The 17,413-nt window shown below is 71.2% G+C and carries 16 protein-coding genes and 1 pseudogene; 8 read left to right on the top strand and 9 right to left on the bottom strand.

The annotated features are described in order from the left end of the window. The first annotated feature begins 12 nt into the window (after window positions 1–12). Window positions 13–366 carry a TraR/DksA family transcriptional regulator gene (locus tag ACWDUM_RS10470; RefSeq protein WP_450133907.1) on the top strand — a complete coding sequence of 118 codons (354 nt, stop codon included), beginning with the start codon at window positions 13–15 and terminating at the stop codon, window positions 364–366. A 394-nt stretch (window positions 367–760) separates the two neighbouring features. Here the strand turns inward: ACWDUM_RS10470 and ACWDUM_RS10465 are convergent, their stop codons facing one another. Continuing rightward, window positions 761–1,420 carry a hypothetical protein gene (locus ACWDUM_RS10465; RefSeq protein WP_450133906.1) on the bottom strand — a complete coding sequence of 220 codons (660 nt, stop codon included), beginning with the start codon at window positions 1,418–1,420 and terminating at the stop codon, window positions 761–763. Window positions 1,421–1,838: 418 nt separating this feature from the next. On the opposite strand from ACWDUM_RS10465, the gene ACWDUM_RS10460 reads away from it, so the two are divergent. Then, window positions 1,839–2,606, top strand: coding sequence for an SDR family NAD(P)-dependent oxidoreductase (locus ACWDUM_RS10460; RefSeq protein WP_450133905.1), 768 nt, complete (start codon window positions 1,839–1,841; stop codon window positions 2,604–2,606). A 91-nt stretch (window positions 2,607–2,697) separates the two neighbouring features. On the opposite strand, the pseudogene ACWDUM_RS10455 reads toward ACWDUM_RS10460, so the two are convergent. The 3 genes and pseudogenes from ACWDUM_RS10455 to ACWDUM_RS10445 all read right to left on the bottom strand — a co-directional run. Beyond that, window positions 2,698–2,913, bottom strand: a pseudogene (locus ACWDUM_RS10455) (TM0106 family RecB-like putative nuclease); the annotation flags it as partial. Then, a complete protein-coding gene (locus ACWDUM_RS10450) occupies window positions 2,894–3,148 on the bottom strand; it encodes a hypothetical protein (RefSeq protein WP_450133904.1) in 255 nt (84 codons plus the stop codon). The pseudogene ACWDUM_RS10455 and the gene ACWDUM_RS10450, both read right to left, overlap by 20 nt. A gap of 247 nt (window positions 3,149–3,395) precedes the next feature. After that, entirely contained in the window at window positions 3,396–4,961 is a 1,566-nt protein-coding gene (locus ACWDUM_RS10445; protein WP_450134195.1) for a TM0106 family RecB-like putative nuclease, read from the bottom strand. A gap of 212 nt (window positions 4,962–5,173) precedes the next feature. Here ACWDUM_RS10445 and ACWDUM_RS10440 point away from each other — a divergent pair, with 212 nt between their 5' ends. From ACWDUM_RS10440 to ACWDUM_RS10420, 5 genes are all read left to right on the top strand, one after another. Then, the gene (locus tag ACWDUM_RS10440; RefSeq protein ID WP_450133903.1) at window positions 5,174–5,791 is read left to right on the top strand and encodes a DUF6474 family protein; all 618 of its coding nucleotides are present in this window, start codon (window positions 5,174–5,176) and stop codon (window positions 5,789–5,791) included. Between the two features lie 16 nt (window positions 5,792–5,807). Next, window positions 5,808–6,338, top strand: coding sequence for a hypothetical protein (locus tag ACWDUM_RS10435; RefSeq protein WP_450133902.1), 531 nt, complete (start codon window positions 5,808–5,810; stop codon window positions 6,336–6,338). A 40-nt stretch (window positions 6,339–6,378) separates the two neighbouring features. Further along, complete coding sequence (locus tag ACWDUM_RS10430) at window positions 6,379–7,035, top strand: YcnI family copper-binding membrane protein (protein WP_450133901.1); 657 nt, start codon at window positions 6,379–6,381, stop codon at window positions 7,033–7,035. Continuing rightward, window positions 7,032–7,550 carry a copper resistance CopC family protein gene (locus tag ACWDUM_RS10425; RefSeq protein WP_450133900.1) on the top strand — a complete coding sequence of 173 codons (519 nt, stop codon included), beginning with the start codon at window positions 7,032–7,034 and terminating at the stop codon, window positions 7,548–7,550. Before ACWDUM_RS10430 ends, ACWDUM_RS10425 begins: the two co-directional genes overlap by 4 nt. Window positions 7,551–7,621: 71 nt before the next feature. Further along, a complete protein-coding gene (locus ACWDUM_RS10420; protein ID WP_450134194.1) occupies window positions 7,622–8,536 on the top strand; it encodes a copper resistance D family protein in 915 nt (304 codons plus the stop codon). Window positions 8,537–8,542: 6 nt separating this feature from the next. On the opposite strand, the gene ACWDUM_RS10415 is transcribed toward ACWDUM_RS10420, so the two are convergent. Further along, window positions 8,543–9,253, bottom strand: coding sequence for a dienelactone hydrolase family protein (locus ACWDUM_RS10415; RefSeq protein ID WP_450133899.1), 711 nt, complete (start codon window positions 9,251–9,253; stop codon window positions 8,543–8,545). A gap of 81 nt (window positions 9,254–9,334) precedes the next feature. Here ACWDUM_RS10415 and ACWDUM_RS10410 point away from each other — a divergent pair, with 81 nt between their 5' ends. Beyond that, window positions 9,335–9,685: an MmcQ/YjbR family DNA-binding protein gene (locus ACWDUM_RS10410; RefSeq protein ID WP_450133898.1), complete on the top strand. Its 351-nt coding sequence runs from the start codon at window positions 9,335–9,337 to the stop codon at window positions 9,683–9,685. Here the strand turns inward: ACWDUM_RS10410 and ACWDUM_RS10405 are convergent, their stop codons facing one another. The 4 genes from ACWDUM_RS10405 to ACWDUM_RS10390 all read right to left on the bottom strand — a co-directional run bounded on the left by ACWDUM_RS10405 (window position 9,686) and on the right by ACWDUM_RS10390 (window position 17,354). Beyond that, window positions 9,686–11,335 carry an MFS transporter gene (locus tag ACWDUM_RS10405; protein WP_450133897.1) on the bottom strand — a complete coding sequence of 550 codons (1,650 nt, stop codon included), beginning with the start codon at window positions 11,333–11,335 and terminating at the stop codon, window positions 9,686–9,688. Between the two features lie 166 nt (window positions 11,336–11,501). Next, window positions 11,502–12,167: a DUF5602 domain-containing protein gene (locus ACWDUM_RS10400; protein ID WP_450133896.1), complete on the bottom strand. Its 666-nt coding sequence runs from the start codon at window positions 12,165–12,167 to the stop codon at window positions 11,502–11,504. 235 nt (window positions 12,168–12,402) lie between these two features. Next, a complete protein-coding gene (locus tag ACWDUM_RS10395) occupies window positions 12,403–13,788 on the bottom strand; it encodes an FAD-binding oxidoreductase (protein WP_450133895.1) in 1,386 nt (461 codons plus the stop codon). A gap of 146 nt (window positions 13,789–13,934) precedes the next feature. Beyond that, the gene (locus ACWDUM_RS10390; RefSeq protein ID WP_450133894.1) at window positions 13,935–17,354 is read right to left on the bottom strand and encodes a BTAD domain-containing putative transcriptional regulator; all 3,420 of its coding nucleotides are present in this window, start codon (window positions 17,352–17,354) and stop codon (window positions 13,935–13,937) included. Between the last annotated feature and the right edge of the window lie 59 nt (window positions 17,355–17,413).

Raw genomic sequence — 17,413 nt, 5'->3', positions numbered from 1 at the left:
GTTGAACCGGGTATGACGCTTCCGGAATCAGGCGTCGTCACGTCGCGTCAGCGCATCGCCGCCGAACGCGCCGACGCCGCGCACCGCATCGACTTCCTCAACGCCCGGCTCGCCGAGATCATCGAGGGGTCGCACCTGACCACCGATGACGACGAGCACGACCCCGAGGGCGCGACCGTGGCGTTCGAGCGCGCCCAGACGGCGTCGCTGCTCGCCGAGGCCCGGCGAGACCTCGACGAACTCGACGCCGCCGAGCGCCGCCTCGACACCGGCACCTACGGGACCTGTGAGAAGTGCGGAGGTCCGATCAGCCCGGAACGCCTGGACGCCCTGCCCGCCGCCCGGCGGTGCATCGACTGCGCCTGACCGTCCGGGGCGCCCGACGGTCACCAGCCCCTACGCCCCCCAACCGCCCGAATCGACGCGGCCGAAGCCGTCGGCACTGCCGGAGCTGCCGAGACTGTTGTCACTCCATTTTCGATGTGCAAATGACGGGCGACACAGCCATCGCCTGACGGCGACAGACCAGAACCCGCCATCCACCCCGCACGCCGCTTTCGAGAATCCACATCACCGCAGGTCAAGCGTTGTACGCAACGACTCCATACTTACGGATCGGACACCGCGACCACCCGGGGCAACGAACCAGAATCACGGTCCCCGACCATCGCGCCCGCGACACCCACACGGTCTGCGAGACGCGTCGAGACCCTCCGGTCGAGGTGGTGGTCGCGCCACCCGGAGGTGACTGGAAGGTGGATCAGTTCGAACCCGTCTCGGAGCCGGTCGCGAGGCTGCCGAAGTCCACGTCGGAGCTGTTGAAGTCGTACCCGCCGAGCGACGAAAACGGGTCGATGGTCCCAGTCGCCACCTCCGCCGTCTCGGGCAGATCGGTCGCTGCGACCGTGACGCCAGTCGTACCCGGCGAAAGCCGCAGCACGTCGTACGACAGGTACAGACTGATGACCCCGCTGTACGTGTCATTCCTCTGGAGTAGCCATCCCTCCGGTGGCGCCGTGACGGTGACGACACCGGTTAGCGGGTTGGCTTCGTAGGTGAAGTCCAATCCCGTCTTCTTCGGCCAGGTCCGCGGTCCCGTGGCCAGTCCGGCGCTCCTCAGCACGAATCCCGCGGGTGGGCGATGGGTGATCTTCGTGATAGCTCGCTCGGCGTTTTCATTGAGGCTCAGCTGAATTCTGAACTCAGTGGTGCTACCGGGCGTCATGCTCTTTGCCCAGTTCTGCCCGACATCGATGTTCTCCACCGACCCGGACGCCCCCGTCCGCTCGTTGATGCAGAGATAGTCGGGGTCATTGCCCTGGCAGTCCGCGCTTGCGATTCCACTGCCGACCGTCAACCCACCGCCCACGACCGTCGCCGCCACGAGCAGCAGCGCGCCCACCCGAGCCCGAAATGCCATCCCCGATCTCCTCCCGACATGGACGCGGGTGCGACGATGTCCGCCGCCCAGCATGATCGGCGCCAGGATAGACGCGAAACCGACTTTGCAGTACGGAATTCGAATGACAACTTTTCACAGGTCACAGCATTGAACACCATCCCGTACCACGCACTTCCCGGCGCGGTACGGGACCTTCAACGCAACTCCATCCAAGGCGCAGCAGCGGCCCGGGACACGGCAGGAACGGTCGGTTGAGTGGTCCTGCACGTACGCGAGCAGGATCTGCGTTCCGCTCGGGACGGTACGGGGCAGGTCCTCCGGTGCACATGTCGATGGATCCGGTCTGCGCACCCGCAAAGATCTCACGCGTCCTGCGTTATCGTTTCAGCAAGTACTAGGACGCCCAAGTAATGGCCGTCACGAAAGGGGATCGACAGTGGAAATCCAGGGAACCGCGGCACTGGTCACCGGGGCGGCCTCCGGGCTCGGCGCCGCCACGGCAAAGCGCTTCGCGGAGGCCGGTGCGACCGTCTTCGGGCTCGACCTCGCGCAGTCCATCGAGCGCGCGGGCGACAGCGTCCCCGCCGGCGTCACCCTCATCCCCACCGACGTCACCAGCGCCGAGGAGGTGCAGGCCGCGGTCGACCAGATCGTCGCCTCGGGTGTGCCGCTGCGCACCGTCGTCAACTGCGCGGGCGTCGGCTGGGCGGGCCGCATCCTGTCCAAGAACGGCCCGCACGACCTCGAACTGTTCCGCACGGTCATCACCGTCAACCTGCTCGGCACGTTCAACGTGATGCGCCTGGCGGCGGACGCGATCGCCAAGACCGACGCAGTCGACGAATCCGGCCAGCGCGGCGTCGTCATCAACACCGCCTCGGTCGCCGCGTTCGAGGGCCAGATCGGCCAGATCGCCTACTCGGCGTCGAAGGGCGGCGTGCACGGCATGACCGTCCCCGCGGCGCGCGACCTCGCCCAGTACGGCATCCGTGTCAACACCATCGCCCCCGGCATCATCGACACCCCGATGCTCGCCGGCGTCACCGACGAGTACCGCAAGGGCCTCGAGGCCGGTGTGCCGTTCCCGTCCCGCCTCGGCCAGCCGGCGGAGTACGCGCAGCTCGCGCAGATGATCGTCGAGCACGACTACCTCAACGGCGAGACCATCCGCATGGACGGTGCACTGCGCATGACCCCGCGGTAGCCCTTCTCACACACTGGTTTTCGACGAGGACTCCGGGGGTCAGCCCCCGGAGTCCTCGTTCGCCTGTGCGGCGAGCGGAACCTCGACCGAGGTCGGTCATCCACTCCCGCCGCATCTTCGGCGCACGCGCGTCGTCCCTGTCGCAGCGAACAACCGCCCCCGCTGGGTGAGAACCGGCTCGCCGTCGTACCCGACCGCCTCCCGGTGCCAGCCCGTCGACGCCTCGCCGCCCGCCAGTGGAATCGACGACCGGTGCGGTCTTCTCGAGACCCGTGCCGTTCCGCTGATCAGGAGAAGGACACCAGAACGGGGCCAACAGTCAACAAGGCGTCAATGACGGCGAGATGGGCGTCCGCGAGGAACTCGCCGGCAGACCCCGGGAAGAGCGGCTGTTGGTTCAAATAGCACCCACCATGGCCATCCTCGATGCAAACCGCATTCGCGGTTCCCGCGCCGACCACCCCACTCACGACAACCCCGCCGGCGACGACCGCGACGGCACCAATGATCGACGCACCCCGCCGCATGATCTTCTTGCCCACGATGGCACTCCCCTTTCGACGAGCAAAGACGGGCACCCGACCGATCGGACACCCCCGACGGCGGCACACTAGCTCACGCGGACTCACCGACACGGGCAATTGCGAATCGACGTTTTCGCAGCTCAAGCGTCATACACAAACCGCCGATCCGGATGCGCCCTCATCGACCGACGACGAAGACGACACTCGTGCATCGGGAAGATCTGTTGTCCGCGGCGCGCGGTGTTACGGGCCGCCCGGGCCCCGTCTACAGGTCCGCGGCGAGCGGCACCTCGACCTCGGCGCGGTCAGTCATCCACTCCCGCAACACCTTCGTCGCGCGCACATCGTCCTCGTTGTAGACGAACAACCGCTCGCGCTGGGTGAGATCCGACTCTCCGTCGTACCCGACGGCCTCTCGGTACCAGCTCATCGACGCCTCGCCACTCGCCTCGGCGTCCCGCCAGTGGAACCCGGCGACCGGCGCGATCTTCTTGAGTCCCTTGCCGTTCGGGCAGATGAACTGGTCACTCACCGCCTGGTAGATGTCCACCCAGTGCGGTCCGTCGATGAACGCGCGAACCTGCGCCTTCGTCGGGATCCCGGGCAGTCCCGCGAACCGGGTGGCGGAGTCCAGCAGCCACTTGTCCTCTGCGGACCGCGAATAGCAGTAGGCGGCAAAGGTTTTCCCTTGCGCCAGGGTTCGCTCGAGGGTCTCCGTCAGCCAGGTCCAGAACTCGGCGAACGAGCGCGCCTCGTCGACGGTCGGCAGCGGATCCCAGGTGACGAACGGCCGGTACGGCTGCGTCACCCCGCCCTCGGTGAGCAGGGTGCCCCACAGGTAGGCGCCGTGTTCCTGGTAGCTCTCCATGTCGACGTCCACCTCGACGTCGGCACGGGTCACCGTCACCTCCGCGTACCGGCGCACCAGCGGCACTCCCGACAGCCACGCCTTCGCGAGTACCACCGCGTCCTCGAAACCGTTGCCCTGCCAGTCCTCCGGCGGCGGACCGTCCCACGCCGCGAGCGCGTCGATGGTGTTCGCGCCCGCCCCACGCAGCACGTCCGCCCGCGACCCCGTCGCGACCAGGCTCACGTCCCTGGCCTCGGTCAGCGACGCCTTGCAGTCCGGCCACCACGGGCAGGACCGGCACTCCCCCAGCTGCGACGGCGCGGTGGGCACTTCTCCCCGCGCGACGGCGATCCGGTCGGCGAACCGCTCGTCGTACTGGTCCAGCACCTCGGCCAGGTCGTGCACGAGGATGCACTCGCCGCCGTAGCCGATGGCGCCGCCGAGCACGCCGGGGCTGGCGTGCCCGTGCCGCTCGAGCATCCGGTGGATCTGCGCGAGACGGAACTGGTCACGCAGCTGGGCCCGCACCTTCCTGGTCTCGTCGACCGCCGGTGCCCAGTCGTCGAGGCCGGAGGTCACCGCACCACTGCCCGGATCGGTGACCTTGTGGTTGACGACGATCACCGGGATGTAGCCACCCCGCTCCCGGTCCCGGATCAGCAGCTCGGCCCGCCCGCGCCGACCGGTGTCGAACTCCAGCGGCAGCACCGCGCCCCAGATCCGGTCGACGCCGTCGGCGCACGCCTGCAGGGTGGCCGCGGCCCGCTCGCCCGCGGGGGTGGTCGGGTCGATGATGAGCCAACTGTGCCCGGCGGGCACCGTCATCAATCGGTCCCGCATCGCCTCCCGGAACGCCCGTGCCGCCTCCCGCCGCTGCTGCACCCCGATGTCCTCCGGAACGTCGGCGACGACCTGGGGATACGCCGTGTCGAGGTGGACGCGATGCCGGCACCCGGTCAACGCTCTCGGGTCGATGAGCACCGGCCGCCGCCCCGTCGGGGCGGCTGCGGTGTCGACCGGCCGGGTCGGCTGCCGGGGGCCTTGCGAAGAATTCACGATAAAAGAGATTATGGTCCGCCGGTCCGACAGCCCGCGCACCCGCCCGACTCCGGAGGCGGGCCGACGCGGTCTCACCGATACCCTGTAGTCGGCAGTGTTTCGGCGCTCGAGCACCAGATGGAGGGGCCACCCGGATGGGTCTGTTCAAGAAACGCAAGTCCCGCGCAACCCGGCGTGCCGAGGCGAAGGCGCTCAAACACAAGGCGAAGCTCGAGGCCAAGCACGGCGCCCGCAACGAACGCAAGAAGATGCGGGCCGAGGCGAAGTCGGCGAAGAAGGTCGAAAAAGCGCAGGTAGCGACCCTGAAAGCGCAGGAGAAGGCCGCCAACCGGTCCGGCATCAGCGTGGGCCAGGTGCGCCGGTACCTCGGCATCGCCCGGCTGCTCACCCCGGTCCTGGCGCCGCTCGCCTACCGGGGCGCGATGGCAGTGCGCGGCCAGCTCGACCAGCAGAAGGCCGGCCGGATGGGCATCGCCGCCGAGGACCTCGGCAACTACACCGGACACGGCGCGCGCCTGAGCGCCCGGATCGCCGGTGCCGAACGGACCACGGACGAGATCGCGACCCGATTCCCCGACGCCGAGACCGCCTCGTTCCTCGCCGCTGTCCGCGGTCGGCTCGGCGAACTCGAGACCGCCGTGCGCGCATCCGAGCAGATGCCCGCGCAGCGCCGCAGGGCCGCACATCAGGCCATCGCGGCGGAACTCGACGGCGTCGAAGCCGACCTGCTCGCCCGGCTCGGCGTGCGCTGACCTCCCGAACGCACCCGTGCCGTCGCCCCGCGCCACCGACGCCGCCACCCTGCGTGGCGGTGCGGTCGGCGCGCTGACGGCGGCGCTCTCGGTCGCCGGGCACGGCCTCGGCGGGGGCGGCTACCCGACGTCCGCGGCACTGACCCTGCTGGTGCTGTGCTGCGCCGGGGCCGGTGCGGTGGCCGCCGGCCTGGCGACAACGACGCGCGGCAACCGCGCCACCCTGGTCGCCACCCTGATCGGTGGGCAACTCGTCGGGCACCTGACCCTGTCGACCACGCTGACCCACCAGCATTCGGATGTCGGCGCGCGGGGGATGTCGATGCTCGCCGCGCACGCGACCGCGACCGCGGTGTGCACGGCGCTGATCCTGGCCGCCGAGCGGCTGTACGGGCCGATCACCCGGGCGCTGCGCGTCGTCCTGCGCGGACCCGCGGGAGGCCCGCGGACGCATCCGCGACGCGCCGTCCCGACGACCCCCGAAACCCTCCCGCACCGATTCCTCGATCATGTCGTCTCGAGACGGGGACCCCCGTCGGTGGCCTGACAGCCCACCGACGAACCCTTACTCGAACGAGAGACGACAAATGAACATCCGTTCCTCCCGCGCCGCGCTCGTCGCCGGCGCGACCGCCGGGCTGCTCCTGTGCGGTTCCGGCATCGCGACCGCCCACGTCGGCGTCGTCGCCCCCGACGCCGCCCAGGGCGGCTACACGGTGCTGACCTTCAAGGTGCCCACCGAGTCCGAGACCGCGGGCACCACCAAGCTCGAGGTCACCCTCCCCAACCTGAAGTCCGCACGCACCGAACCGATCCCGGGCTGGACCTCGCAGGTGACCAAGGACCCGTCGACCGGGGAGGCCACCGCGGTGACCTGGACCGCGGACCCCGGCGTGGCCGTCGGCCCGGGCCAGTTCCAGCAGTTCGCGCTGTCCGCCGGACCGCTGCCGGAGCAGGAGTCCGTGTCCTTCCCCGCGGTGCAGACCTACAGCGACGGTCAGGTCGTCGCCTGGAATCAGCAGCCCGGCCCGGACGGCGCCGAACCCGACAAGCCGACCCCGAGCCTGACGCTGGCCGAGGCATCGGAGTCCGGGGACGCCCACGGCGCCCACGCCTCCACCACCGCCGAGGACGTCGACGCCACCGACAGCACCGCCCGCTGGCTCGGCGGCATCGGTCTGGTCCTCGGTGCGCTCGGCGCCGCGCTCGGCCTCGGTGCCCTGGTCCGGAGCCGGCGCTCATGAGCGCCCGCCTGCGCGTCCTCGTGGTCGGGGTGCTGACCGCACTCGCCGCGCTGACCGGGGTCGGGGTGGCGGGTGCGCACTCCGCGGCCATCGCGACCAGCCCCGAGTCGGGCGCGTCCGTCGCGTCGGGACCGGAGCAGGTCACCGTCACGTTCAACGAGCCGCTGCAGTCCAGCTTCGCGTCGCTGACGGTGGTCGGTCCGGACGGGAACCTGTGGTCGAAGGGTGACCCGACGGTGTCCGGCCCGTCGATCAGCGTCCCTGTCGGCGAACTCGGACCGGTCGGCGAGTACACGATCGCGTACCGCGTGACCTCCGCGGACGGGCATCCGGTGAGCGGCACCAGCACGTTCACGCTGACCACCGAGGGCACCGGCACCCCCGGAGCCCCGGCCGGCGGCGGCTCCAGCTCCGACGACGACGGCTCTGGTGTGCCGCTGTGGCCGTTCATCGTCGCCGCGGTCGTGGTGTTCGGCGGCGGGCTGGCGTTCGCCCTGCGCAAGCCGAAGCAGTGACCGGCGGCTCCGCCGCGCGTGCGCCTTTCTGGCAGCTCTGGCTACCGGAAAGGCGCACGGGTGCGGAGCGCCTGTTGCTCGCGGTGCCTGCGGCGCTGGCCGGGGTCGGGTTGGCGTGGGTGCTCGCCGCACCGGCCGGGCCCGATGCGGCGGCGACGATCCGGGTGCTGGCGGACCTGCTCGGGTCGACGGTGCTCGGTCTGTGCGTCCTCGACCTGCTGCAGCGCGGCGACCGTCGACCGGCCGTGCCACGTCCCCTGCTGTGGCGTCCCCTGGCCGTCACGGCGGGCGCGTGGGCGGTGACGGAGGCGGCGCTGCTCGTCGCAGAGGCCGCCCAGACCAGTGAGGTCGCGGCCGGGGCCCTGAGCCCCGCCGCGTTCGGCCGGTTCGTCGCGCAGATCAGCGTCGGCCAGCTCGGTGCCGCGGCGGTGGCGTGCACCGTCGCCGTGGCCGTCGTCGCCGCCGTCGGGTACCGGCGCGGGGCGCAGTGGCCGCTGACTCCGATCGCGGCGGTCGCCGCCGTCGCGTTGCTCGCCCGCCCGGTGACCGGGCACATGTCCGCGCAGACGCTCGGTTCGGTGCTCGTCGCCGTGCACGTCCTGGCGGCGGCCCTGTGGTTGGGCCCGCTGCTCGCGATGGCGTTGCTGCTCCGCGGCCGCGGGGCGTGGGCGACGCTGCTTCCCCGCTACTCCGACCTGGCGCGGAAGTGCGTCGCCGCCCTCGCGGTGACCGGCGTGGTCGACGCCGCCGTCGCGCTCGGCGGGGTCGGTGCGCTCGTGGACACCGGCTACGGACGGATCCTGCTCGCCAAGGCCGTCGGCCTGGCCGGGCTGACCGCGCTCGGCTGGTGGTGGCGTCGCACCTGGGTCCCGGCGGCCGCGGGCCACCGCACCCCCGAACGGGATTCGCTGCGACGCGCAACCGTCGAGGTCGCCGCGCTCGCTGTCGTGTTCGGCCTCGCCGCCGCGCTGGCGACGACGGGCTGAACCGGCTCAGGACACCGTCGCCGACGCGAACGCGAGGGCCTGCGGCCACGACACCGCGTAGGCCGCCGCGTTCACCGGACCGTCTTGCCGGGCACGGGAGCTGAACCCGTGCTCGGCGCCCGGGTAGGTGTGCACGACGGTCGCGCCGCTCGGACGCGACTCCAGGGCGGAGCGTAGCCGTCCCAGCGTGCCCGCCGTCATCACGACGTCCGCGCCGGCGTGCAGGATCATCACCGGGGCCGCGATGTCCGACGCGGCCGCGACGGTGTCGAGGGTGTGGTTCGGGGCCGGCGGGTCGTAGATCGACGGGTGGTAGGCGATCACGTTCGCCAGGCGCGGGTCCCGGGCAGCGAGGAGCAGCGCGAGCCGCCCGCCGAGACACCAGCCGATCACCCCGACCCGCTCGAACCCGAGGTCCGAGCGCAGGTGGTCGAGGAGGGTCCGCATCTCGGCGAGGCACCGCTCGTCGTCGAGTTGCCCCATCAACTCGACCAGCCGCTCCCGGGGCGTGTCGTCGGCGCTCGGTCCGTGCCACGGATCCCACACCAGCGCCGTCATCCCCGCGGCGGCGATGTCGGCGGCGTACTCGCGGACCTGGGCGTCGATGCCGGTGATCATCGGCAACAGCAGCATCGCGCCTCCGGTGTCCGGGTCGGTTCCCGACGGCCGGGACAGGTGCGCGGTCAGGTCCCCGACGGTGACGGTGGCGGTGTGCACGGGCGGTCCTCCTCGAGTGTCGTGGGGCGGCGATCCCACCGTCTCACAGCCCGTGCCGCGCGTCTGCGCTAGAAAGGAACCATGGCCTCCAGACGGGAAGTGCGCGCGATGCTGCTGGCCCTGCCCGAGGCCGAGGAGGTGGTGGTCCCGAGCTGGGGTGACCAGCCCACGTACCGGGTTCGGAACAAGATCTTCGCCCTGCTCGGCTCGGACGCCCCGACGGTGTGCCTCAAGGCGACCCGCGACGACCAGGCGGCGCTGGTCGACGAGAACCCGGACGTGTTCCGCGTCCCGCCCTATTTCGGCCGGTGGGGCTGGGTCGACGTGGTGATCGGCCGCGTCGACCCCGACGAGCTCGCCGAGCTGGTCGAGGAGGCGTGGCGGCTGACCGCGCCGAAGCGTGTGGTCGCGGCGTTCGACCGGGACCGGTGATCACGCGAGATCGGCTCCATCCCTTCGGGTTCGGAGGTGCAGCGCCGTCGCACTCACCAGACCGAGCGCGAGGAACCCGGCCGCGGCGAACAGCGAGACGCGGGTGGCGTCACCGAATCCCTCGGCCAGCGCGGTCGTGACCTCCGGTCCCGCGGGCCCGAGCCGGCCGCTCTCGCCCTGCTCCCGCAACCCGGAAATGGTGCCGCCCGCCGAGTCCCGCGTCGCGGTCACCAACTGCTCCTGCACCGGTTCCGGCACCCCGGGCACCGGCTCGAGCCGGTCGGTGAGCGTGTGCGCCAACGACACCGACAGCACCGCACCCAGGATCGCCGATCCCAGCGCCGCACCCAGCTGCCGGACGGTGCTCTGTGTGGCCGATCCCTGACCCGACTTCTCCGCCGGGATGTCCGCCAGCACCGTGCCGGTCAACTGCGCGGACGCCAGCCCCAGCCCCGCCCCGTACACGGCGAGCAGCACCGCCAGCAGCCACGGGGAGACGGTCGCCGAGACGAACGAGGCGACCACCGCCACGCCCACCGCTTCCAGCGCCAACCCGAGGATCACGACCCGGGTCGCGCCGAGCGCCGCGGCCAGGTGCCGGGCCGCCGCTCCGGATGCGAACGCCCCCAACGCCATCGCCGCCAGCACCAGCCCGGCACCCATCGTCGACAGGCCCAGCGCGTTGACCAGGAACAGCGGCAGGACCAGCAGCAGACCGAACTCGCCGATCGCGACGGCCAGCGCCGTCAGGTTCCCCCAGCTGAACGTCGGCACCGCGAACAGGGTCAGGTCGAGGATCGCCGACCGGTGGCTGCCGACCGCGCGGTGCCGCTCCCACAGCACGAACAGCACCAGCGCGAGGACCCCGATCGCCCCGACGACCGGGACCACCGACACCGGCGCGTCCGCAGGCCAGGTGAACCCGAAGACGCTGAACTCGGCGATCGGGGTCCACCAGCCGAGGCTCTGCCCCTCGATGAGCGCGAAGATCACCCCGCCGAACCCGATCGCGCTGAGCAGCAGGCCGTCCACATCGAGGCCCGGCACCGTGATCGTCGCGCGGGTCTCGCGGACCGTCAGCAGCGCCCCGATGATGACCGCCGCCCCGATCGGAAGGTTGACGACGAAGATCCACGGCCAGGTGAAGTACGTGGTCAGCCAGCCCCCCAGCAGCGGGCCGACCGCCGCCATGCCGGAGATCACCGCGCCCCACACCGCGAACGCGATCACCCGGTCCCGTCCGCGGAACGTGGCATTCACGCTGGACAGTGTGGTCGGCAGCACGAACGCGCCGCCGACTCCCTGCACCACCCGGGCGGCGATCAGCGCGGAGGCACTCCCGGCGAGCGCGGCCAGCACGCTGCCGAGCATGAACACCAGCACCCCGGCGATGAACATCGACCGTCGGCCGAGCCGGTCCCCGAGGCGGCCCGCCGTGAGCAGCAGCGCCGCGAACACCACCGAGTAGACGCTGTTCACCCACTGGGCGTCCGTCAGGTCCATGTCGAGGTCGTCGATGATCACGGGCAACGCGACCCCGACGATGGTGCCGTCGACGACGATCATCGACAGGCCGGCCGCGAGCACCCCCAAACCGATCCACGTTCGCCGGTCGGCCGGCGGTGCGATCTCGACTTCGTCCGCGGTCATCGCTGCCCTCCTGAGTCGGTGCCGAGGCCGGTCGACGGCCCACTACCCGATCCCATCAGGGTTGTGACGCACCGGCATCCCGAACCGCCGCCCGCGAGGCGAAATCAACCGTTCGATGGAAGCGGCACCGCCGCCCGCACCGCAGCGGGCGGCGCGGCCGGGCAGGTCACGATGCCTGTCGCATCGTCATGCCACCGAGCGCGATGACGTACTCCTGCGCGCTCTCGTCGAATCGGACCGAGTAGGTGGTCGGGTAGTACCCGGTCTCCTGGTAGGACGACGGCTGTTTGACCTGCTCCTGCAGGGAGGGGCGGGTCTTCAGCCATTCCAGGGTCATCATCGGCTCGATGAAGGTGAACCTGCCGTCCCACGACCCGTTGAGAAGCACCTCGGTGAAGTCGAAAACGCCGGGAATCGGGTTGTCCGCGCTGTCGGTCCAGTGCAGGCCCATGAACGGTACCGCGTTCGCCTCGGCCGGACCGGGCGGCGGCACGTAGCCCTCCGGAATGTATTTCGCATCCGGGAGGTGCGCGGCCTTCTGCGCGAAATCCGGGGAGGCAGGGTCGATCTCGTGCTGCACGTCATCGGTGTAGAAGTGCATGTCGAAGTGCGGATCACCGAACAGCACCTCCGGCTCGTGCCCGTGCGGGTTCCAGTCGAGCATGACGTTGTCGAATCCGGTGTCCTCCGCGCCGGCGGGCAGCTCGAGCATGACCATCTGCGTCTGCGCATCGGGTCCGTCCGGCAGCCCGTCGAGCGCGGACGCGGTGATCCGGATGCCGACCTCGGCGGGCTGCCCGGCCTCGTCGCGCACGACGTAGGTTCGGGACATCCCGTTACCGAGCGGGTGTTGTTCACCCAACTGGGTTCCCGGGCCGTCGCTCGATCCGCTCGATCCGCTCGATCCGCTGAACCCGCCATGGCCGCTGTGTCCGACCGAGTGCGCCGGCGAACTGCAGGCGGCCAGGGTGAGCGTCGCGCACGCCGCGACCACGCAGGCGGAGGTCCGAATTATCTTCACTGTGAAGCCTTTCGATTGGTTCGTTGTTCATCCCGGCGAACACCGGTCACACCGTGAGGCGCGCGACCTGACCCACGCGCAGGACGCCGTTCGGGTCGTGCTCGTTCGCGAGCGCGCTGAGCCAGTGCCGGGTGTCCTCGTCGTAGCACCGGGCGATCCGCTCCGGGTCGGCACTGGCCGCGAAATTGGGCAGGGTCCCCCCTGTGGACCAGGGCGCCACGGCCTGTTCGACGACCCGGGCGTGTTCGACGACCGCCTCGGCGACGGGCGGAGCCAGCACGCCCACGACCATCAGCGCGAATGAGGCGTCCCGGTGGCAGAAGGCGCTGCGGTGCCGGGGCTCGCGGCCCAGCGCCCCGCCGAGCAGCCGGAGCTCGATCACCGTCTGCGGCGACCCGGAACCGGGTCCGGCCACCGCCAGCAGCGCGTCGACGGCCTCGTGCGGCAGCGCATGGGTGAGGGCGCTGAACTCGTGGGTCGGCATCGGGTCCACCGGGTCGGCGTGGATCGCGGACAGCGCCGCGTACGGCATCGGGCCGACCGCGTCGATCAGTGGCGTCGCCACCGCGCGCAGTCGCGCGAGTTCGGCCGCGGCGTCATTCTCCGCTGCGACACTGGCGAATCGGACGGCGAGCGTCAGCCGCCCGGCGAGCGGCGGCGGGATCTGCGGCAACGGCGGCAACTGGAGGAAGGCGATGGAGGTGGAGCTGTGCTCGGGCAGGTCGCGGCACCAGTCGAGCCAGGCATGTGCAACCGCCGTGGCGTCGTCACCGTCGAAATAGAGTGCACCACCGTAGATCTGGCTGATCGGCAGCAGATCGATCTCGACCGCCGTGACGATCCCCAGGGTCGCCTTGCCACCGCGAAGGCCCCAGAACAGTTCGGCGTGATCGTCCGGGGTGACGCGCAGCTGCGCTCCGTCGCCGGTGACGAGGTCGAACGCCCGCACGTGGTCGGAGGACAGTCCATAGGTGCGCACCAGCGGGCCGATCCCCGCGCCGGTGAGGAAGCCGGCGACGCCGACGGTGGCGGAGGAGCCGGTCAGCGGCGCCAGGCCGTGCGGCGCCGCCGCGTCGAGCACGTCCTGCCAGATCGCCCCGGCACCGACGCGCGCGGTACGGGTGCCGGGATCGACGACGCACTCGTTCAGTTGCCCGGTGTGCACCAACAGAACGTCACCGCTCACCGCGACCGCACCGTGGCCGGTGCGCTGCACCGCGACCCGGAGACCGTGCTCCGCCGCGAAGCGGACAGTCGCCGCGACATCGCCGGTGTCCGCGGCCACGACGACCGCACGCGGGGTCACCGGCACGGCCAGGTTCCACGGTGTCGCCAACTCGTACAGGGGTTCACCGGGAAGGGCGACAGAGCCGGTCAGAGACGCACGGAGCGACGCGATCGTCTCGTCGCTCACCGGGGTCTGGAGGTCCATGGAAACTTCCTTTCGTCGTCCGCCTTCGGGGCGTGACGAAAGGATGTCCGGGTCCGCTTGGTTGGTTCTTGCGTACCGCGAGGGTGCGGATCCAAGTTTCAGCCAAGTGGCGTCGGCGACCGGGGCCGCGGGCCGAGATCCCTGCCTCAGGCCATCAGCGACCGTGCCTGCGCCGCCAGGCCGAGCATCCCGCGGCGCTGCGATTCCTCGACGACCGCGGACAGCTCGCCGACGCGTGCGGGCGAGTCCGCTGCGAGCTGCGCGCGAAGCAGTCTGCATCGCAGCAACGTCGGCGCGCCCGACGTGCGGTGCGCGATCTGCTCGGCCCGCTCCAGCAGAGCCGACGCCTGATCGGTCCGCCCGAGCAGCGCATGCAGGCGTGCGGACGCCTCGGCCACCGCACCGACGACCCCCACCTGCCCCACGGTCGCGATCCGGTCCGGGAAGGGCTCGAGTTGTCCGATGAACAGGTCGGCGTACTCGGACAGGGACAGATCGGCGACGACATGCGCGAGCAGTGTCTGGTGGCCGAGCGTGGTCCACACGTCCGGCCCTGGTTCCTCCACCCAGCGCGCGAGCCCGTCGATCGCGGTCTCCCGGTCCCCCCGTGCCGCCGCGATCGCGATACTCCACGCCCGCGGCTCGACGAACCCGGGCGTCGTGTCGGCCACCTGGCCCAACTCCCATGTCAGGGTGTTCTGGGCGAGATCGGCGCTGCCCGCGGTGTACAGCTCGGTCTGCAGGTGGATCTGCCGGGCCGTGTCGTATTGTCGCGCGGCCTCTTCGAGGTCGCCGCGCCACTCCGCGAGTGTGCCTTCCATCCATCGGAGTTGGACTCGGACCACGGGTAGGCGCAACAGGTCGCAGCCGATGATGCCCTGGCGTACGTGAGCGGCGGCGGCCTCGACGTTCGCGAGATTCATCTGCGTCATGCTGGCGACCGTGTGCACGATGACGTCGTCGACGCGTGACTGCTGGTGCGGCAGTTCGAGAAGCTCGGTCAGCAGGTCGACCGATTCCAGGCCGTGCCGCGCCACCCCCGAGAAGAGCAGGATCCGGCCCAGCAGCGCGTCGGCGATCACATCCGGATCCCCCTGGGCGCGGGCCAGTTCGAGCGCGCGGCGGCTCATGCCGTCGGGCACCGTCGAATCCGGGTGGTAGCAGCTGCCGACCGCAAGCGCGGACAGAACCCGGGCGTGCGCGACGGGATCGGACACGACGAACGGTTCGAGGGCGGCGAGCCGTTCGAGCAGCGGCCCGGGATCCCGGCCGTACGACACCCAGGGCCACGCCCCGGCCGCGCGCAGGAGTGCGGCCGCCAGCCGCCCCGCGCCCGAGGTACGCCCCTCGCGCACCGCGTCGAGCAGACCGGCGCCAACGACGTCGAGAACGGTCTGGCCGCGGCCGGCGCGGGCCAGTGCCTCCACCCGGGCCACCAGCAGGTCGTCACGATCGTCCGGCGACCGCTCCGGCGCGGGCAGCTGATCGAAGATCTGCACGGCGATCTCCCACCACTGCGCGGCGGTCTCCGAACTCCATCGCTCGGTCGCCTCCCGGGCCGCGACGGTGCACGCGTCGAGCACCTCGTGCGGATCAACCAGAGGCATTGCGGCGCAGAGATGCTGGGCGCGACGGCTGGAACGGTCCGCGTCGGAGGAATTCGCCAGGATCTCGGCGACCCGCGCGTGAACACGCTGACGCCGCAATGCCGGCATGCCTTCGAGCACCTCGTGCCGCAGCAGTCCGTGCGCGAAGACGTACCCCCGGGCCCCGGGCGCGGTCACGATGATCCGTTCGTCCGCAGCCTCGTCGAGATAGTCGGCCAGGGTGTCCAGGTCGAGGCGGGACGCCGCGGCCAGGAGGTCGATCTCGATGGCGTCGCCGAGCACGGCCGCAACTCGGAGAACCTGCAGCACAGCAGGTTCCACGGCCGCGAGCCGTCGGCCGAGCACCGACCTGACGGCGACCGGGATCCCGTCGCCGAGACGCTCGTCGCGCGGCAGCCGCGCGTACTCCGAGACGAACAGCGGATTGCCCCCGGTCCGGTCCGTCAGGATCCGCACCTCGTCCGGACCGATCCGCTCACCGGCGACATGGCAGGCCAGCTCCTCGACCTCACTCGGTTCCAATGGTGGCACCGCGACCTGCCGATTGCCTTCCCCGCGCAAGACCGCGTCGACGACCGTGCCGACGCCCGTGCCGATGCCGGTGTCGCGCAGCGTCAGCACGAACCACACCGGGCGGTGGCGGATCGCCCCCACCAGATACGCCAGGCACCGCAGCGACGTCGGGTCGGCCCACTGGATGTCGTCGACGACGACGGTCAGCACGGGTTGGCCTGCGACCGCGGCCTCGATCACCTCCAGCACCCGCTCGTACACGGCGAATCGCGCCTCGTCGGGATCGACGCCGGTCGGCGGAACCAGCACCGCGTCCGCGTCGCCGCCGAGTTCCCGGACCAGTCGGCGGATCGGCCACCAGGCCGGCGCGCCGTCGTCCTCCGGGCACCGCGCCCATACGGCGGTCCCGCCCGCCGCGACCGTCCGCGCGGCACACTCCTCGGCCACCCGCGTCTTCCCGATCCCGGCCGGACCGGTGAGCGCCAGCCACCGCGTCTCTCCGCCGAGGACGTCGTCGAGCATCCGCTCGATCACGAGGGTTTCGCTTCCCCGCCCGACGAACACGCGGCCCGTCTCCCCCTCGGCGGCAACGTCTTTCGGCCCGGGTTCGTCGGGGTTCGAGGACGGGGACACGGGAAGCGGAACCTGCTCCGCCCCGGTCCATCCCGGTGTCCGCGGCCATGCCGCGAGACCCGGGTCGTGGCGCAGAATCGCGCCCTGGAGCGCACGCAGTTCGGTCCCGGGCTCGAGCCCCAACTCGGTGTCGAGCCGCTCGACGTGCGACCTGAACCACTCCAACGCCTCCGACGACCTGCCTGCCCGGTGCAGGGCGAGCATCCGGAGCCAGCAGGTGCGATCCCGGTACGGGAATTCGCTGCACAGCTGGGCGGCCTCGACGAGGGCGGGTGGGATCCGTCCCAGCGCAAGCAGGGCGGTGATCCTGGTTTCCCGGCACTCGGTGCGAACCTCGTCGAATCCGGCGGCCTCCACCTGAACCCATGGTTCGTCGGCCAGGTCCTCGAGCAACGGTCCCCGGACCACCGCGAGCGCGCGGTCGGCCGTCTTCAGCGCCGGTTCCCACTCCCCGTCCGCCGCGAGCCGCCGCGCCTCCTCGGCGTCGTCGAGAAAGGTCACCAGATCGACCTCGTCGGCCGAGACGTCGAGGACGTAACCCGGTGGCTGCCGCACGATCGGCGAGGTGGCCCCGGTCTCGGCGCGGAGCACCCGGCGCAGATTCGAGATGTATGCCTGGATGCTCGCCATGGCGCTGGCGGGCGCGTCGTCGCCCCAGAGCGCGTCGACGAGGCGGGCGGTGGACACCACCCGCCCCCGGCCGAGCAACAGGACCGCCAGGACCGCGCGCTGTTTGCGCGGCCCCAGATCGAGGGTCCGGTCGTCGGAGTCGGATCGGGCCGCCTCCAGCGGCCCGAGCAGCCGGTAGATCATGCGTGGGCTCCTCGCACCTGTCGACTCCGGACTGCTCGAGTGTAGGGACCGAGGGGCGT

It is taken from the genome of Rhodococcus sp. NPDC003322 (assembly GCF_053589555.1).
Note: the sequence above shows the minus strand (reverse complement) of the source record. Positions and strands in the feature narration are given on the sequence as shown.

Bases quoted from the DNA above. Each gene is read 5' to 3' on its own strand.
- ACWDUM_RS10440 (WP_450133903.1), top strand. From the start codon at position 5,174: ATGGGTCTGTTCAAGAAACGCAAGTCCCGCGCAACCCGGCGTGCCGAG.
- ACWDUM_RS10470 (WP_450133907.1), top strand. From the start codon at position 13: ATGACGCTTCCGGAATCAGGCGTCGTCACGTCGCGTCAGCGCATCGCC.
- ACWDUM_RS10465 (WP_450133906.1), bottom strand. From the start codon at position 1,420: ATGGCATTTCGGGCTCGGGTGGGCGCGCTGCTGCTCGTGGCGGCGACG.
- ACWDUM_RS10395 (WP_450133895.1), bottom strand. From the start codon at position 13,788: ATGGACCTCCAGACCCCGGTGAGCGACGAGACGATCGCGTCGCTCCGT.
- ACWDUM_RS10400 (WP_450133896.1), bottom strand. From the start codon at position 12,167: ATGTCCCGAACCTACGTCGTGCGCGACGAGGCCGGGCAGCCCGCCGAG.
- ACWDUM_RS10430 (WP_450133901.1), top strand. From the start codon at position 6,379: ATGAACATCCGTTCCTCCCGCGCCGCGCTCGTCGCCGGCGCGACCGCC.
- ACWDUM_RS10390 (WP_450133894.1), bottom strand. From the start codon at position 17,354: ATGATCTACCGGCTGCTCGGGCCGCTGGAGGCGGCCCGATCCGACTCC.
- ACWDUM_RS10425 (WP_450133900.1), top strand. From the start codon at position 7,032: ATGAGCGCCCGCCTGCGCGTCCTCGTGGTCGGGGTGCTGACCGCACTC.
- ACWDUM_RS10405 (WP_450133897.1), bottom strand. From the start codon at position 11,335: ATGACCGCGGACGAAGTCGAGATCGCACCGCCGGCCGACCGGCGAACG.
- ACWDUM_RS10410 (WP_450133898.1), top strand. From the start codon at position 9,335: ATGGCCTCCAGACGGGAAGTGCGCGCGATGCTGCTGGCCCTGCCCGAG.